Source organism: Nocardia sp. NPDC057663, from assembly GCF_042799895.1.
Taxonomy (GTDB): Bacteria; Actinomycetota; Actinomycetes; order Mycobacteriales; family Mycobacteriaceae; genus Nocardia.
In genome coordinates this window covers 160932-177281 of sequence record NZ_JBHVHX010000010.1, presented here as the reverse complement: position 1 = coordinate 177281, position 16350 = coordinate 160932, and the positions used below count along the sequence as shown (strand labels likewise).

General features: G+C 68.1%; 18 protein-coding genes. 9 read left to right on the top strand and 9 right to left on the bottom strand.

What is annotated here, in order from left to right; genetic code table 11:
- The first annotated feature begins 2 nt into the window (after positions 1 to 2).
- Together ACFVAV_RS22015 and ACFVAV_RS22010 are read left to right on the top strand one after the other, a co-directional pair.
- The gene (locus tag ACFVAV_RS22015; protein ID WP_379036987.1) at positions 3 to 1127 is read left to right on the top strand and encodes an IS4 family transposase; all 1125 of its coding nucleotides are present in this window, start codon (positions 3 to 5) and stop codon (positions 1125 to 1127) included.
- 109 nt (positions 1128 to 1236) lie between these two features.
- Positions 1237 to 2106 carry an SGNH/GDSL hydrolase family protein gene (locus ACFVAV_RS22010; RefSeq protein WP_379036925.1) on the top strand — a complete coding sequence of 290 codons (870 nt, stop codon included), beginning with the start codon at positions 1237 to 1239 and terminating at the stop codon, positions 2104 to 2106.
- A gap of 66 nt (positions 2107 to 2172) precedes the next feature.
- Here the strand turns inward: ACFVAV_RS22010 and leuS are convergent, their stop codons facing one another.
- Positions 2173 to 5019, bottom strand: a complete 2847-nt coding sequence (gene leuS, locus ACFVAV_RS22005; RefSeq protein WP_379036923.1) for a leucine--tRNA ligase — start codon at positions 5017 to 5019, stop codon at positions 2173 to 2175.
- 159 nt (positions 5020 to 5178) lie between these two features.
- Here leuS and ACFVAV_RS22000 point away from each other — a divergent pair, with 159 nt between their 5' ends.
- From ACFVAV_RS22000 to ACFVAV_RS21985, 4 genes are all read left to right on the top strand, one after another.
- On the top strand, positions 5179 to 5586 hold the full coding sequence (locus ACFVAV_RS22000; RefSeq protein WP_379036922.1) for an SdpI family protein: 408 nt from the start codon (positions 5179 to 5181) through the stop codon (positions 5584 to 5586).
- A gap of 74 nt (positions 5587 to 5660) precedes the next feature.
- Complete coding sequence (locus ACFVAV_RS21995) at positions 5661 to 5957, top strand: hypothetical protein (protein WP_379036920.1); 297 nt, start codon at positions 5661 to 5663, stop codon at positions 5955 to 5957.
- Between the two features lie 28 nt (positions 5958 to 5985).
- Entirely contained in the window at positions 5986 to 6279 is a 294-nt protein-coding gene (locus ACFVAV_RS21990; RefSeq protein ID WP_379036918.1) for a hypothetical protein, read from the top strand.
- Positions 6280 to 6387: 108 nt separating this feature from the next.
- Entirely contained in the window at positions 6388 to 6759 is a 372-nt protein-coding gene (locus tag ACFVAV_RS21985; RefSeq protein WP_379036917.1) for a hypothetical protein, read from the top strand.
- 4 nt (positions 6760 to 6763) lie between these two features.
- Here ACFVAV_RS21985 and ACFVAV_RS21980 read toward each other — a convergent pair whose 3' ends face one another.
- From ACFVAV_RS21980 to ACFVAV_RS21960, 5 genes are read right to left on the bottom strand one after another with little or no spacing between them, the layout of a single operon-like run.
- Entirely contained in the window at positions 6764 to 7144 is a 381-nt protein-coding gene (locus ACFVAV_RS21980; protein ID WP_379036916.1) for a cupin domain-containing protein, read from the bottom strand.
- Entirely contained in the window at positions 7141 to 8244 is a 1104-nt protein-coding gene (locus ACFVAV_RS21975; protein WP_379036915.1) for a pyridoxal phosphate-dependent aminotransferase, read from the bottom strand. The genes ACFVAV_RS21980 and ACFVAV_RS21975 overlap by 4 nt, the downstream gene beginning before the upstream one ends.
- Complete coding sequence (locus ACFVAV_RS21970; protein WP_379036986.1) at positions 8241 to 9260, bottom strand: 3-oxoacyl-ACP synthase III family protein; 1020 nt, start codon at positions 9258 to 9260, stop codon at positions 8241 to 8243. The genes ACFVAV_RS21975 and ACFVAV_RS21970 overlap by 4 nt, the downstream gene beginning before the upstream one ends.
- Positions 9257 to 9913 carry an SRPBCC family protein gene (locus ACFVAV_RS21965; RefSeq protein ID WP_379036913.1) on the bottom strand — a complete coding sequence of 219 codons (657 nt, stop codon included), beginning with the start codon at positions 9911 to 9913 and terminating at the stop codon, positions 9257 to 9259. Before ACFVAV_RS21965 ends, ACFVAV_RS21970 begins: the two co-directional genes overlap by 4 nt.
- Positions 9910 to 11607, bottom strand: a complete 1698-nt coding sequence (locus ACFVAV_RS21960; protein ID WP_379036912.1) for a thiamine pyrophosphate-binding protein — start codon at positions 11605 to 11607, stop codon at positions 9910 to 9912. Before ACFVAV_RS21960 ends, ACFVAV_RS21965 begins: the two co-directional genes overlap by 4 nt.
- A gap of 165 nt (positions 11608 to 11772) precedes the next feature.
- On the opposite strand from ACFVAV_RS21960, the gene ACFVAV_RS21955 reads away from it, so the two are divergent.
- The 3 genes from ACFVAV_RS21955 (at position 11773) to ACFVAV_RS21945 (ending at position 14227) form a co-directional block, all read left to right on the top strand.
- Positions 11773 to 12300: an EXLDI protein gene (locus tag ACFVAV_RS21955; protein WP_379036910.1), complete on the top strand. Its 528-nt coding sequence runs from the start codon at positions 11773 to 11775 to the stop codon at positions 12298 to 12300.
- Positions 12301 to 12413: 113 nt separating this feature from the next.
- Complete coding sequence (locus ACFVAV_RS21950) at positions 12414 to 13448, top strand: ATP-binding cassette domain-containing protein (protein WP_379036909.1); 1035 nt, start codon at positions 12414 to 12416, stop codon at positions 13446 to 13448.
- Complete coding sequence (locus ACFVAV_RS21945; RefSeq protein ID WP_379036908.1) at positions 13445 to 14227, top strand: ABC transporter permease; 783 nt, start codon at positions 13445 to 13447, stop codon at positions 14225 to 14227. The genes ACFVAV_RS21950 and ACFVAV_RS21945 overlap by 4 nt, the downstream gene beginning before the upstream one ends.
- Before the next feature lie 160 nt (positions 14228 to 14387).
- Here ACFVAV_RS21945 and ACFVAV_RS21940 read toward each other — a convergent pair whose 3' ends face one another.
- From ACFVAV_RS21940 to ACFVAV_RS21930, 3 genes are all read right to left on the bottom strand, one after another.
- Positions 14388 to 15086, bottom strand: coding sequence for a zf-HC2 domain-containing protein (locus ACFVAV_RS21940; RefSeq protein WP_379036907.1), 699 nt, complete (start codon positions 15084 to 15086; stop codon positions 14388 to 14390).
- A complete protein-coding gene (locus ACFVAV_RS21935; RefSeq protein ID WP_378851892.1) occupies positions 15083 to 15592 on the bottom strand; it encodes a sigma-70 family RNA polymerase sigma factor in 510 nt (169 codons plus the stop codon). The genes ACFVAV_RS21940 and ACFVAV_RS21935 overlap by 4 nt, the downstream gene beginning before the upstream one ends.
- A gap of 68 nt (positions 15593 to 15660) precedes the next feature.
- Entirely contained in the window at positions 15661 to 16299 is a 639-nt protein-coding gene (locus ACFVAV_RS21930) for a YqgE/AlgH family protein (protein ID WP_379036906.1), read from the bottom strand.
- Between the last annotated feature and the right edge of the window lie 51 nt (positions 16300 to 16350).

The window sequence follows — 16350 nt, the reverse complement described above, 5'->3', positions numbered from 1 at the left end:
GTATGGGAGTGGCGCGGTCGGTGGATGATCGGCGGTGGCCCGACTTCATCTCGTTCGGGTTGCTGACCAGGGTGTTTCCGCCCGATGTCGTCGACGCGGCGCTGGTCGAGTGCGGTCGGGTCGAACGCCGCGATCGGCTGCTGCCCGCGCGGTTTGTGGTCTACTACGTGCTCTCGTTGGCGCTGTTCGCTCCCTGCTCGTACGAGGAGGTGATGCGCAAGGTCATGGCGGGGCTCGAGTGGGCATTGGGATGGCCACACCAGCGGGTGGTTCCGACGAAGGCCGCCCTGTTCCAGGCGCGCAAGCGCTTGGGCCCGGAACCGCTGCGCGTGCTGTTCGACAAGGTGGCGGTGCCACTGGCCGATCCCCGTGTTCCAGGGGGTTTCTACCGATCCTGGCGGCTGATGAGCATCGACGGATCGACCTTGGAGCTGCCCGGCAGCGAAACGAATGTCGAGGAGTTCGGTTTTCCGTCGGCGGTCGGGGGCCCGGCGTTGCCCCGGATACGGGTCGTCGGGTTGATCGAGTGCGGTTCCCGCGCGGTCATCGACGTCGCGTTCGGGAACTGCGGGCAAGACGAGCAGACCCTCACCGAATCCCTCGTGCGGTCACTTCGCCCAGGGATGCTGCTGCTCGCCGAGCACGCGCCGCTGTGCCCCCGGCTGTGGGACCTGTGCCGATCTTCCGGTGCGGACCTGCTGTGGCGAACGGCGTCGGATGCCGCGCTTCCGGTCGAAAAGTGGTGCTCCGATGGGTCTTTCGAATCGCGGATGAGTCCAGGGACCCCGGTGCGGGTCATCGAGTATTCGCGGGCCACGTCCGGAGTCGACACGGTCCACGGCGGGGAGCGAACCGGCCGATTGCTGACCACCATCACCGATCCCGCGGCCGCACCCGCGGACGAGCTGGTCGGAGTCCACGCACGGCAGCGCGACGTCGAGACGCTGTTCGGCGTGCTCGCGACCCATCGGCGGGGCGCCGGCGCGGTGCTGCGGTCGAAGTCGCCGGACGGCGTGATCCAGGAGCTCTACAGCTACCTGTGCGTGCATTACGCGGTTCGCAACATGATGCAGTGGAGCGGCGTTCCGGACCTGGTCACCGGCGACACTCCACGCCGGGTTAAGTAAACGATCCCGTCGAATTCGCCTGTTGCGCACGTCACATGTGACGTGTCACAGTTCCTCCGCTCGATCGTTACCGAAAGGTAACTATGAATGTTGGAACTGGAGTTTTTGCATGGTCAATGTTGTTCGTACGCAGATCGCTGCGGCTATCACGACGGCTATTACGGCTGCTCTCGCCCTGGTGGCGGCCGCCCCGGTCCAGGCGACACCGGCCCTCAGTCCGTATGTCGCGATGGGCGACAGCTACAGCGCGGGATCTGGCATCATTCCGCTCGACCCCAATGTCACCCCGGTGTGCGCGCGAACCACTCGCAACTACCCGAACCTCGTGGCGCAGTCCCTCGGTCTCGCCTCGTTCACCGACGTCACCTGCGGTGATGCCGACACCTCGCACTTCTACCAGAAGCAGTGGCCGAGCCTGATCCCGCAGCTCGACGCCGTCACCGCGGACACCAAGCTCGTCACCCTGACCATCGGGGGTAACAACAACAACACCCTGATCAAGGTGATCTCCGCCTGCATCAGCGCCGGATCGGTGACCGCCGGCTTCGGCAACCCCTGCGAGGAAATCTACGGCGGCCAGTTCGTCGATGACATTCTGAACAAGACCTTCCCCGACGTGAAGAAGGCGCTCGCCGACATCCGCGCCAAGGCGCCGTCCGCGAAGGTCGCCATCGTGGGATATCCCCAGGTGATGCCGGCGGACAACAGCAACTGTTTCCTGAAGATGCCCATCGCCAAGGGAGATGTCCCGTACATCAACAACATCCAGGGCACGCTCAACAGTGTCGTCAAGCGCGCCGCCGACGAGACGGGCGCGACCTTCGTCGACATGTCGAGTTCTGTCGGCCACGACTCGTGCAAGCCGATCGGCACCCGCTGGGTCGAGCCGGCGGTGTGGGGTGTGAACTTCGTGCCGATTCATCCGAACGCGACCGGTATGCAGAAGATGGCCGACCAGGTGCTGGCGGCGATCCGCTGACACCACGATAGGGGCGGTCCCTGGTGCGCCACGGCGACCAGGGACCGCCTTCATCGTTGCCGGACGTCAGGGGACGATGTTGACCATCTTGCCCGGGACCACGATCACCTTGCGGGGTGCTTGGCCCGCGAGCAGTGCGACGACCTTCTCGTCGGCCAGTGCCGCGGCCTCGATCGTGGCCGGGTCGGCATCGGCGGGGACCTGGATGCGGCTGCGCACCTTGCCCTTCACCTGGATCGGGTACTCGACCGAATCCGCCACCAGCAGTGCGGGATCGGCGATCGGGAACGGGCCGTGGGCCAGGGCCGTGGTGTGGCCCAGGCGTTCCCACAGTTCCTCGGCGATGTGCGGGGCGAGCGGGGCCAGCATCAGCACCAGGGGTTCCACGGCGGCGCGCGGGGCGCCGCCGGGGTAGTTCTTGGTGAGGTGATTGGTCAGCTCGATCAGCTTGGCGCCCGCGGTGTTGTCGCGCAGCGCGGCCAGATCCTCGTCGACACCGGCGATGGTGCGGTGCACCAGGCGCAGGGTCTCGTCCGACGGCGCGGCGTCGGTGGCCTTCACCGCGCCGGTCTCCTCGTCGATCGCCAGCCGCCACACGCGCTGCAGGAAGCGGTGCGCGCCGACGACGTCCTTGGTCGCCCACGGGCGCGAGGTGTCCAGCGGACCCATCGACATCTCGTAGAAGCGGAAGGTGTCGGCGCCGTACTGATCGCACATCTCGTCGGGCGAGATGGCGTTCTTCAGCGACTTGCCGATCTTGCCGTACTCCTGGGCGACCTCGATCTCGACGCCGTCGGGGCCGGTCCAGAAGAACTTGCCGTCGCGCTCGACGACCTCGGCGGCGGGCACGTACGTGCCACGGGAGTCGGTGTAGGCGTAATCCTGCACGTAGCCCTGGTTGTACAGGCGGCGGTAGGGCTCGCTGCCGGACACGTCACCCAGATCGAACAGCACCTTCTGCCAGAACCGCGCGTACAGCAGGTGCAGCACCGCGTGCTCCACGCCGCCGACGTACAGGTCGACACCGCCCGGATCGTTCGGGCCGTGCTCGGCCGTGCGCGGGCCCAGCCAGTACTTCTCGTTCTCCTCGGCGCAGAACGTCTCGGCATTGGTGGGGTCGGCGTAGCGCAGCTGGTACCAGGAGCTGCCTGCCCAGTTGGGCATGACATTGGTGTCGCGGCGGTACTTCTTGGGCCCGTCGCCCAGGTCCAGCTCGACGTGCACCCAGTCGGTGGCCTTGGCCAGCGGCGGGGACGGCTCCGAACTCGCGTCGTCCGGATCGAAGGTGACCGGCGCGAAGTCCTCCATCTCCGGGAGTTCCACGGGCAGCATGGATTCCGGCAGCGCGTGCGCCACACCGTCGGCGTCGTAGACGATCGGGAACGGCTCGCCCCAGTAGCGCTGACGCGCGAACAGCCAGTCGCGCAGCTTGTACTGGACGGTGCCGGTGCCGTGGCCCTCGGCCTCCAAGTGACCGATCATGGTCGCCTTGGCCTCGTCGACCGAGAGTCCGTTCAGGAAACCGGAATTCACCAGCTCGCCGTCGCCTGCATGCGCGGAATCGGTGACGTCGCCGCCCGCGATCACCTCGATGATCGGCAGGCCGAGCGTGGTGGCGAACTCCCAGTCGCGATGGTCGTGGCCGGGCACGGCCATGATCGCGCCGGTGCCGTAGCCGCTCAGCACGTAGTCGGCGATGAAGATCGGCACCTGCTTGCCGTCGGCCGGGTTGGTCGCGTAGGAGCCGAGGAAGACGCCGGTCTTCTCCTTGTTCTCCTGGCGCTCCAGATCCGACTTGGCCGCGATCGACTTGCGGTACGCGGCAACGGCTTCCGCGGGGGTGGCCGCGCCGCCGTTGGTCCAGGCGGCCAGGGTGCTGTCGGGCCATGCGGCCGTGGTCAGTTTGTCGACCAGCTCGTGCTCGGGGGCGAGCACCAGATAGGTCGCGCCGAACAGAGTGTCGGGGCGGGTGGTGAACACCTCGATGGTCTCGCCGTCGGGCGCGTCGAAGCGCACCTGCGCACCGCGCGAGCGCCCGATCCAGTTGCGCTGCATGGACTTCACGTTGTCCGGCCAGTCCAGCTCGTCCAGGTCGTCGACCAGGCGATCGGAATAGGCGGTGATCCGCATCATCCACTGCCACATGCGCTTGCGGAACACCGGGAAGTTCCCGCGCTCACTGCGGCCGTCGGCGGTGACTTCTTCGTTGGACAGCACGGTGCCAAGGCCGGGGCACCAGTTGACGATCGAATCCGACTGGTACACCAGACGATACGAGTCGATCAGGGCGCTGCGCTCGGCCGCGCTCATGGTGTTCCAGTCGCCCTCGGGGACCGGGCGCGCGCCGGTGGCGAACTGCTCTTCCAGCTCGGCGATCGGGCGGGCCCTACCGGCTTCCTGGTCGTACCACGCGTTGTAGATGCGCAGGAAGATCCACTGCGTCCACCGGTAGTACTCGGGATCGGTGGTGGCGAAGGTGCGGCGCGGGTCGTGGCCCAGGCCCAGCCGATCCAACTGGCCCTGCATCGTCGTGATGTTGGACTCGGTGGTCACCCGCGGGTGCGCGCCGGTCTGCACCGCGTACTGCTCGGCGGGCAGGCCGAAGGCGTCGTAGCCCAGCGCGTGCAGCACGTTGCGGCCGTGCATGCGGTGGTAGCGGCCGAAGACGTCGGTGGCGATGTAGCCCAGCGGGTGGCCCACGTGCAGGCCCGCGCCCGAGGGGAACGGGAACATGTCCTGGATGAACAGCTTGTCCGCGGGCGTCTCTCCGGCGAGCGGGCCGACCGGGTTGGGCGCGTGGAAGGTGCCGCGCTCGGTCCAGTTCTGCTGCCAGCGCCGCTCGATCCGTCCCGCCAGTTCGGCGTTGTACCGGTGCTGAGGTACGTCACTCTCGGTTGCACGAGTGTCCTGCACGGTCCTGCCTTCTTGTTCTCGCCGATCCCCGGTAAACATCGTCTATCAGGGTAGAACGTCGGTGCCAGGAGATTTCCCACGGGCACTGCGGTGTGTGGGCGGTCACCTCGGCGGGGAGCGCTCGATCCGGCGTCTGTGCCGGTGCGCTAGCCTGCAGGAATGGTCGTCGTCGCTCTCCTGCTGTTCGCGCTGGCCGCGGTCGCCATCGTGACCGGCGTGCTCGGACTGCTCGGCAAACTGCCCCGCAACCGTTTCCTCGGTGTCACCACGGAGGCCGCCCTGCACAGCGACGACAACTTCCGCATCGCCAACCGCATCGCCGCCCCCACCTCGGTCGGCGCGGGCGCGCTGCTGTTCGCCGGCGGACTGGTCGCCCTCGTCGCCGGCGGTCTCGCCGCACTCGTCGTCGCCGTCGTGGTCGCCGCCATCGCCATCTTCACCCTGGGTGCCGGTGCCAACGCCGCGGCCCGCATCGTCGAGCCTCTGATGCCGCCCGCCCCGGTCGGTGGTTGCGGCTCCTCCTGCGGCGGCTGCTCGCTGCGCGACACCTGCGCGCCCGCCAACTGAGCCTTCCGCGTCTGGTTCTGGCCGCCCGTCCCCTCCTCCGGTACAACTGGAAGTAGGACTGATCGGGGGGTTTCATGAAGATTTTCGGTTCTGCTGTTCTGCTCGCGCTCGTCGGGTTGATCGTGGCCAATTTCTGGCCTGCGGTGGGCATCGCTGTTCTCGTTGTCGCGCTGGTCGTGTTCGCCGTCGGGTGCGTGGTCATCGGGCGGACGACGCGGAGCACCAGGCGGCGTGGCTGGGGCGCCGGTGCCAGTGGTGCGGGCGGTGCGGGCGGTTTCACCTTCTTCGCGTCCGGTGACGGCGGCAGTCACGGTGACGGCGGTGGTGGCGGAGGCTGCGGTGGCGGTGGTGGTTGCGGCGGCGGCAGCTGAGCCGGGGGCCTGACCCATGGATCGTTCGATGAAGTTGTTCGCCGCGGCGTTCCTCGTCGCGCTCGTCGGCCTGATCGCCACCGACTTCTCGGTGACCGTCGGCGTCGTCCTGCTCGTTCTCGCCGCGGGTCTGCTCGCCGCGGGTGTTCTCCGCTATCGAGTCGAGAATCGCGCTGTGCGCACCGTGCGCCAGTTTCGGCGCATCCACGATGGTGGCGGCCCGGGGCGCCGCGGTATCGACGACGCGGATTCGCTCAGTGACGTCGTCGACCAAGGCGGATATTCCGGCGGTGGTGACGGCGGCGGTGGTGGCGGTGACTGAGGCCGCAATCCCGCGCTGACCTGTCCGGTGCAGGCCGGTGGAAAGCCGATTGCAAGGACGCGCGAATACGTTCGGCATCGACAAGACCGGTACTGCAAGGGAGGGTTCATGGCTGAGCTGTTCGGGATGATCGTCGCTCTCATCGTTCTCGGGATGGGGTTCGCGGCGATCGTGCTGGTTCCGATCATGATCGTCATGGCGATCGTCAGGGCGGTGGAGTCGCCGGAGCAGACTCGTGCCAGGCAGACACGTCAGGCGGCGAATATTCAGCGGGCCCGCAACCGGAACCGGAGAAATGGGTCGAGCGGCTGGAGCTCGAGCGACAGCAGCTGGTCCAGCGGCAGCGGCTGGTCGAGCGGTGGCAGCTGGTCCGGCGGTAGTGATTCCGGTTCGAGCAGCTGGAGCAGTTGCAGCAGCGGTAGCTCGAGCAGCTGCGGTGGTGGCAGTTCGAGCAGCTGCGGCGGCGGCAGCAGCAGCTGAGCGGTCAGCGTTCGGGCGGGGTGACCCGGTGGGAGAGGGGGCTTCCCGCCGGGTTGACGTAGAGGACGAGGATGCGGACTTCGGTGGGGCCGAGGTTACGGGCGACGTGGGCGTTGGCGGGTCCGCTCGGCTCACGGAAGATGTGGCCGCGGGGGTATTCGGCGGGGCCGCGTTCGAGGTAGGGGTGGTCGAGGGTGCCCCGGGTGACCAGCACGAACAGGGTGCCGTCGTGGAAGTGCCACCCGCTGGTGCCGCCGGGCGTGATGCGGGTCCGGCGGACCACGATGTCGTGGCCCGCCAGACGCAGGCGCAGCAGGGTCCGGCTGGCGGTGCCGACCGCCGGTGCCGGGTTGGGGCGGAAGGGACTGGGTCGCCGCCAGGTCATCCCGCCATCGAACCACCTGGACGGGCCCGGTGGTGCAGGCGTGCGGCCGCCTCGCCGCCTGGCGATCCTGGCGACCGCAGGTTCACCAGGGCCGCATGCACGGCACGGCCCGCGGCGGGATCGCCGACCGTGATGCGGGCGCTGCCGTCGGGGTACGACTTGGCTTTGATGCCCGCGCGGCGGAGCGCGGTGGCTACGCCGGGACCGGGTAGGTACAGGAAGTTCGCATGGCTGCGGTGTACATCGATGCCACAGGCGCGCAAGGACATTCGCAGCGCTTCGCGTTCCCTGTTGATCCGGTGGACCCGGTCCCGGAGTTCGTCCTCGGCGGAGTAGGCGGCCCGCACCGCGGCGACGGCGGCGGCGGCGATCCCGTAGGGCAATTGCTGGCGGTGGACGCGTTCGATCAGCTTGCCGCGGCCCACGCAGTACCCGATGCGCAGGCCCGCCAGCCCGTAGGCCTTCGAAAAGGTCCGCAGGATCAGCAGATTCGAGTGCCGGCGGAGCAGTGCGTTCAGGTCGAGGCGGTCGGCTTCATCGAGAAATTCGACGTAGGCCTCGTCGAGCAGCACCGGCACCCGGCGCGGTACCGCGGCGAGAAAGGAGCGCACGGCCGCCGCCTCGAGCACTGTTCCGGTCGGATTGTGCGGCCTGCACAGCACGACCAGCGCGGTGCGCCGGGTCACGGCACGCCGCAGCGCGTTCAGATCCTGGTCGCCCCGGCCGTCGAGCGGCACCGGAACCAGCGGCATGCCCGCCATCTCCGCCATGATCGGGTACCCGTCGAAAGTCGGTGTGCTGGTCACCAGTTCGCCACCGCCCAGCGCCCGCAGCACCTGCATGGCGACACCGGTGGCGCCCGCGCCGACCACCACGTCGTCGGGCGGCACGCCCAGGTGCTCGGCGATGACCCGCGGCAACTGCTCCGGGCGGAACTCCGGGTACCGGTTCGCGTGGGTGAGGGTGTCGTTCACCGCGGCGAGGATGGAAGGCAGTGGGGGATAAGGGTTCTCGCTGAGCGACAGGTCGAACAGCGCCTGCGTGGCGGGGGTGCGGAACCGACGGGAGGGGATCGTCGGTTCCGCCAGCTGGATGGTCATCGCGCCGCGCCCCAGCGCACGGCGGCCGCACCGGCGAAGTCGCCCGCGTGCGCGAAGGCCGACATGAGCACCACCGACCCGTTGCGCAGCCTGCCCGCCCGGTTCTCCACATCGAGTGTCACCGGAATGCCTGCGGCGAAGAGGTTTCCGCATTCGTCGAACGTGTCGGGATGACGTTCGGCGGGCAGTTCCAGCGCGTCGTGCCAGTTGCGCAGGAACAGCCGGTTCGGCTGATTGGTGACGAAGGTGTCGATATCGCGGCCCTTCACCCCGATGTGATCGCACACCGCCATCGCGACCTCGGGGACCAGTCGGTTGCCGCGCGCGAACACCTTGGTGATCTTCGATTCGGTGAAGGTCACACAGCCCTGGCCCTCGCCCGGTTCCCAGTACTTGCGTGGGCCGTTGGTGGAGAAGTCCATGTCACCGGCGAATTCGGGGTAGGTGCGGCATTCGATGTCGAGAATCGGGGCCGAGTCGTCCTTGCGCAGCAGGCCGATGCCGCAACCGTCGCCGGGCACCGGCGCCTGGGCGAGCTTGCGGATGTCGGGCTGGGTGAACACCGGTCCCGCGCAGTTCTGCGCGGCGACGATCAGCGCGGTGCGGGCATCGCTGGTGGCCATGATCATTCGCGCCAGCGCCATCATGTGCACGAAGGCCGCGCAGCCGCCGTTGTGCACATCCAGAACGTGCGCCGGTTTCGCGCCGAGCCGCCGGGCCAGCTCGGGGCCCGCGCCCATGACCGGATTGTCGGGCAGCTGGGTGTGGGTGATGAGGATGTCGATCTCGGACGCCAGGCCGTCGCCGTGCCGTTCCCGCAGCGGGGCGTAGGCCTGTTCGGCCATGTCGACGGCGGTTTCGTCGCGGGCGATGTGATGGCGTCCGGTCGGGGACCGGAACATCACGTTCTTCGCCATCCGCTCGGAGCGGGAGTACTGGGTGAAGTAGTCGGTCGGGACGGGATCGCCGGGCAGATAGCTCGCGACGTCGACCAGACTCACCTGCGGGAAATTCACAGCATCCACTCCGGCTTGATGGGCAGCCCGTGAGCCGCGCGGTATTCACAGATGGCTTTGAGGTTGTCCAGCTCCAGCTGGTGGCCTGCGGAGAACATCTCCCAGAAGTCGCCGACCCACACCGGGCGCTTGGGCGGCGCGGTCTCCGGATAACCGTTCTCGTCGTAGAACGGGTGCTTGCAGTTGACCCACAGCACCACCGAGCCGGGCTTGTGGAACACGACCTGCGCGTCGACCACCCGCATCAGGTAGATCATCCACAGGTGTTCGGACTGGTCCCAGGCACAGTGGTAGTCGACGGTCATCGCGTCGGGATTGGCGACGGTCCTGGTGAAACACTTGGTCGTATCGCCGAGCCGGTCGTAGGACAGCCACAGTCCCGGCTCGGTCTCGGTGAATCCGCGGAGGCTGTAGGTCCATTCCTCGAGTGAGCGGGTGTCGGCGAGGTACTCGTAGACCTCGCGCGGTGGCGCCGCGATGTAGGTCTGCACGGGGCAGTAGTCGCCGTAGATCTGGTCGTGCGGGTACACCGACCGCAGCATGTCCATGATGATCGGCGTGGTCGCCTCCCGATCGGAATTCTCGATGCGCAGCACGCCGGGGATCACCTCCTCGGGGATGTCGCTGAGTGCGGGCAGGGCGCTGGTGGTCACGGTGTACTCCTCGAGGCGTCGATGGTCGACAGGAAGGGCAGGAAGGGCGGGATTTCGTCGGGGTCACAGACGATTTCGACGAACGAGGGGCCGGTGGCGGCGAAACTGCCGCGCAGGGCATCGGTGAGGTCGTCGGGGTCGTCGACGGTGCGGGCGGGAAGCCCGGGGAACATGGCCGCGATGCCTGCTCCCAGCTGTGCGGTGCGGAAACGGTTGAAGCTGTATCGATCTCGGTAGTAGAGCTGCTCACGGGTGACGCACATGGCGTGCGCGTTGTTGTTGAACACGACGAAGGTGATCGGCAGGTCGTGTTCGATCGCCGTGTGCAGTTCCATGCCGTGCATGTAGAACGCGCCGTCACCGGCGATCACGATCGTGCGATGCGGACCGTCGGCGGCGTCGTGCCGGGCGAACGCGGAGCCGATCCCCGCGCCGAAGGCGTAACCCATACCGCCCATCCCGAGGGCGACGACGAAACGTCCGCCCTCGGGCACCCTCAGGTAATGCACCACGGACGCGCCGGTGTTACCCGCATCGGCGAAAATATCGGCGCCGGTGGGAAGTTCGCGCTGAATCGCCTCGACGACGGTGCGGTAGCGCAGGCCGGGGCCCGCGGCGCCGGGCACCGGCATGGGGGTGAGGTCGGCGGCCGGTGCGGTGGCGGCGGCCGGGGTGGCGTCGAGACGGGGCAGCAGGTCCCGGATGGTCGCGGCGAGATCGGTCCCGGTGACGTGGAGCGCGGCCGGATAGGGCGGCAGCGCGCCGATGCTGAGCACCGGGATATCGGCGATGACCGCCTCGAGGCCGGCGCGGGCGGTGACCGGCAGGCGGGTGCCGATCAGCAGGCAGGCGCTCGCCGAGGCCAGTGCCTCGCGGAGCTCGGCGTGGCCCATGCTGCCCGCGACGCCGCAGTAGCCGGGTCCGGTGTTGGCGTAGACGTCCTTGGCGTCGGGCGCCAGGCCGATCGAGGCGTCCAGGGCGGTGACGAGTTCGGCGAGTTCGGCGCGCGCATGGTCGCGGGCCACCTGATCACCGGCGATGATCACCACCTTGCCGGTGCGTCGGGCGGCGGCGAGTTCTTCGGCGATCGTGTTTGTCGAGGCGGTCGCCGGTGTGGCGTTGCGTCGGGCGAGGACGCGCTCTTGCTCGGCACCGGTGCCGGTTTCCGGCATCGCCTGTTGCTGAACATCTTTCGGCAGCAGCAGGACGGCCGGACCGCCTTCCTCGGCTGCCGCGACCGCTGCCGCGAACTGCCCGGGCAGTTCGGCCGGATCGGTGACGCGCGCGCAGTACCGGCTGATCGTGGCGAACAGTGCTGTCGCATCGAAGGATTCGGCCAGCCCACTCGAATCCTGGAAGGCACCCTGGCCTTCCAGGCTCGTCGGTGGCTGTCCGATGAGAGCCAGCACCGGCACCCGGGAGGTGTAGGACTCGGCCAGCCCGGCGACCAGATTCATCGCGCCGCCGCCCGAGGTGGCGGCGACGACGCCGAGGCCGCCGGTGCTGCGCGCATAGCCGTCGGCCATGGTGGCCGCCGAGAATTCGTGCTTGGCGACGATGCCCGCCGGGTGGCCGCCCGCATCGAAGATCGCGTCGTAGAGGTCTTCGATATTGGCGCCGTCGACTCCGAAGATATGGGTGACTCCCAGCTCGGACACCGCCGCTGTCAGGTAGTCGACCACTCTGTCCGGCATCTGTCCTCCTCTTGGCGCGTCTGTCTGTCGAGAACCCGATAACCAGCAGGTATCGACGGACGGATCGTCGCGTACACGAGGGATACGGGCTGGCTCCGGCGTGGGTTCACCGGGTGGGGATATCCACCACTTGTGTGTACGTATACATCTACGTATAGTGAGTGCATGCCCAACAAGACGATCTACGTAGCCGACGACGATCTGCCCCTGTTCCAGCGGGCGCAGGAGCTCGTCGGCGGCAACATCTCCGGCGCGGTCGTCACTGCGCTGCGCCGATTCATCGACCTGGAAGAAGGACGCCAGGCGGGTTTCGACGAGATCGTGCTGCAAGTGGGTCGCGACGGCGTGCGGCAGGTGCGTTTCCAGGGCACCCTGCTGGGCGAATGGCGCGACGTCGGCGACGAGCGGGTGCTGCACCAGCAGGTCTACCGCAGCCGCAAAGGCAAGCTCGTGCTCCATACGCACAAGGCGCTGTGGAAGGACTACCCGACCGGCGACGCCGCCGGTGACCTGAAGGACTGGAAGTACTGGCGCCGGATGTTCGGCATCGGCGACCGGCCGTGGGACTGGGGCGACTACGACTACGAGATCCTCGACGACGTCTCGGACCTGAAGGGCCGCGTCCCCGACAAGCTGTACCGCAAGGTCGAGGACATCCACTCGCACCCGCAGATCGAGGAACTCGACATCTAGGTCTCCGGCCACAACCACACACGCACACCACCTACCGCAGCCCCTGGGGGCTGTGTCGATGACTCATGTACTTATTCGCAGTAATGAATGAAATTCTCTGGAAAGGGACGACCATGGTCAACTCGGCCATCACGGCACGGGGCCTGCGCAAGGCCTACGGCGACCACACGGTCCTCGACGGCATCGACCTCACCGTCGCCGAGGGCACGATCTTCTCGCTGCTCGGCCCCAACGGTGCGGGCAAGACCACCACCGTGCAGATCCTCACCACGCTGATCGGCGCCGACGGTGGCGAGATCACGGTCGGCGGCCACGACGTGGTGCACGACCGGGAGGGCGTCCGTGAGCTGATCGGGGTCACCGGGCAGTTCGCCGCCGTCGACGAGCTGCTGACCGGCCGCGAGAACCTGCACATGATGGGCGACCTGAACCATCTGCCCCGCCGCGACACCCGCAGCCTGGCCACCGAACTGCTCGAACGATTCGACCTGGTCGAGGCGGCCGACAAGCCGGCGAGCACCTACTCCGGCGGCATGACCCGCAGGCTCGATCTGGCCATGACCCTGGTCGGCAACCCGCGGGTGATCTTCCTCGACGAGCCGACCACCGGCCTGGACCCGCGCAGCCGCCGCGCCATCTGGGACATCATCCGCGGCCTCGTCGACGACCTCGGCGTCACCGTCTTCCTCACCACCCAGTACCTCGAGGAGGCCGACCAGCTGGCCGACCGCATCGCGGTGCTCGACCACGGCCGCATCGTCGCCGAAGGCACTGCCGCGGAACTGAAGCGGCTGATCCCCGGCGGGCACATCCGCATCGATTTCGCCGATCAGACTGCCCTGGCCGCCGCCCAGTACGCGCTCGGCTCGGCCGCGCGGGTACTCGACGGCGGCGACGGCCTCACCCTGGCTGTGCCCAGCGACGGCGGCGTGCGCTCCCTGCGCGCGGTGCTCGACCTGCTCGATGCCGAAAAAATCGAAGCGGGCGGCATTTCCGTGCACACCCCCAACCTCGACGACGTCTTTCTCACCCTCACGGGCAGGAGCGCTCAGCGGCCGGAGGCGGTAGCGGAGCGTGACCACGCAGGCCGCCAGCTCCTGCCCAATGGATACAGCCCCGCCACCACCAAGCAGGAGTCCCTCGCATGAGCACCCACACCGTGGCGAACAAGCACGCCTTCGCCGACACCATGACCATGTTGCGGCGCAACATCATCCACGCCAAGCGCTATCCGAGCATGATCTTCGGCATCCTGATCATGCCGACCGTGCTGCTGCTGGTGTTCAACTACGTCTTCGGTGGGGCGCTGGAGAAGTCCTCCGGCGGCGAGTACATCGACTACCTGGCGCCGGGCATGCTGCTGTTGCTGCCCGCGTACATGACCGTGTCGGTGGCCGTCTCGATCGCCACCGACAAGAGCAAGGGCATCGTGAATCGCTTTCGGGTGATGGCGATCTCGCAGTCGTCGATGCTCACCGGGCACGTGCTCGGCGCGCTCATCCAGGCGCTGGGTGGCATGGCCGCGATGACCGGCGTCGCGCTGCTGATCGGCTTCCGGCCGAATGCGAACCTCGTCGAATGGGTGGCCGCCTTCGGGCTGCTCACCCTGGTGACCTTCGCGTTCACCTGGCTCGCCATCGCCCTCGGCCTGCTCTCGCCCAACCCCGAAAGCGCCAGCAATGCACCGTTTCCCATCGTGATGATGCCGTTCCTCGGCAGCGGCCTGGTCGCCACCGACACCATGCCGATCGGCCTGCGCCAGTTCGCCGAATACCAGCCCTTCACCCCCATCACCGAAACCCTCCGCGGTCTCCTGATGGGCACCGAGATCGGCGCCAACGGCTGGATCTCGCTGGCCTGGTGCGCGGTCATCGCGGGTGGCGGCTACCTGTGGTCGAAGTCCATCTTCCGCAAGCAAGCCGGCTGATCCGCCTCCCCGCGTATTCAGGCCAGACTCGAGCGCGTTGACAGTCGGGTACGCGGCCGGCGGTAGCGGGCATGGCGAGTTGGCTGGTACCCGGTGAGTTACCCATGTTCTCACCAAATCTGTTGAATAGCCCCGGAATATGTCCGGGGCTATTCCTCGTTCAGACCTGGGCGACCAGGACGGTGCGGCCGGAGTCGATCGAGGTGATCTCGATGGTGCTGATGGATTCCGGTGGGGCGTCGATGGTGCGGTCCACTGTCAGTTCCGTGCCGGGGCCCGCGGGCCATTGGTCGAGGGCGATGCGCTTGTCGTCCGTGGTCACGATCAGGCCGTAGGTCCAGGTGGTGCCGTAGCCGTAGTCGATACCGCCGTAGCTGCAGGTCATCACCAGGCGGGTGCGGTCGCCGTCGCGGACCAGTTTCACCGAGGCACTGATCGGGGTCTGTTCGACGGCCCGCATCTGCTGCTGGGCGACGACCTGTTCGGTGGCGGTGTCGGAGCGGGCGACGGTGACCGTCACCGGGACGGCGATCGCCACCGCGGCGGCGGCGGTCGCGACCGCGCTGCCGATGCCGAGCCAGCGGCGGCGCCTGCGTCGCCGGGTGGCCGCGGCGGCGAGCGCGGGCAGCAGGTCGGGTACCGGTGCCGATGCGGGTTCGGGCGATTCGATCAGTGACAGCGCGGTGTCGCGATCGACCAGGGCGAGCATGCCCGGCATGCCCGCCAGCTCGGCGACCGCCGCCTGGCAGTGCGGGCAGTCGTGCAGGTGCGCTTCGTATTCACGGCGCTCGGTGGCGCCGAGCGAACCGAGGACATAGGCGGCATCCCAGGTGCTGTACTCGTCGGCGAGATCGGTCATCGGTTCGTCACCCCCATCTCCTGTAGCGCTAAACGCATCGCGCGCATGCCGTAGTGCAGGCGCGATTTCACCGTCCCCGGCGGAATACCCAGCTCGTCGGCGATCTGCGCCATCCCGAGTCCGCGATAGTAGGCCCGCACGATCACTTCGCGATGATCCGGGCTGAGCTTGCTGAGCGCGTCGGCGACCAGCCAGCCGTCCAGCGCCCGGTCGGATTGGTCGGGGCTGACCTGCTCCGGCGGCGTGTCGGTGCCGAACTCGCGACGGTGGCGGGCGCTGCGGTGCTCGTCGACGGCGAGGTTACGTGCCACGGTGAACAACCACGCGCGCGGTGAGGTCTCTGTCTGTTCCAGCACCGCGGGCCGCTGCCAGGCCCGCAGCAGCGTCTCCTGCACGATGTCCTCGGCCCGGCCGGGATCGCGCACCAGGCCGAGCGTGAAACGCCACAGCGCGGGAGCGTGCTCGGCGTAGAGCGCGCGCATCAGTTCGTCGCGACCGTCGTTCATCGGCGGCCCGGGTCACTGCTCGTCGATATTCATGGTGTCACTCCTGCTCTGTCGAAGGAGTAACGGGATCAGTTGCGTTCGAGTTCAATCGGGTGCGTCGCCAGCAGGGCCAGCGGCAGCGGCTGACGGCGCAGCACGCTCGCCCACAGGTCGTGGCGGTCGGTGGCGAGCGGATCCGACGGCAGCGCCGAGACCACGATCCAGTCGTCGTTGTCGAGTTCGCCGTCGAGTTGGCCCATCGACCAGCCCGCATAGCCTGCGAAGATCCGGATGCCCTCGAGCAGCGGGCCGATCTCGGCGGGATCGGCGTCCAGGTCGACCAGCACCACCCGGCCGTCGACCCGGCGCAGCCCGCGCACGTCGGTGATGTCGGCACCGGTGCGCAGCGTGCCGAGGCACAGTGCCGCGTCCCGTTTGACCGGGCCGCCGATGTACAGGTCGGTCGGGGTGGCGGCCAGCTCGGCCCACAGCGGGAGCACATCGCGCACCGGGGTCTCGCTCGGCCGGTTCAGCACCACGCCGAGACTGCCCGCGTCGTTGTGCTCGATGACGTACACGACGGTCCGCCGGAACGTCGGTTCCACCAGGTCGATCGCCGACACCAGCAGGTTGCCCGCGCGGACGCGCACCGCGGGTTGCCCGCGCCGCCGGTCATCGCCGTGCCCGTCGCGAGTCCGGCGCTCGTCCGGGTCGTCTCCGCGTGCCACTGAGCCATCATCGCATTGCTACGGTGTCGCGCGCTCCCCGCGGACCGCCGA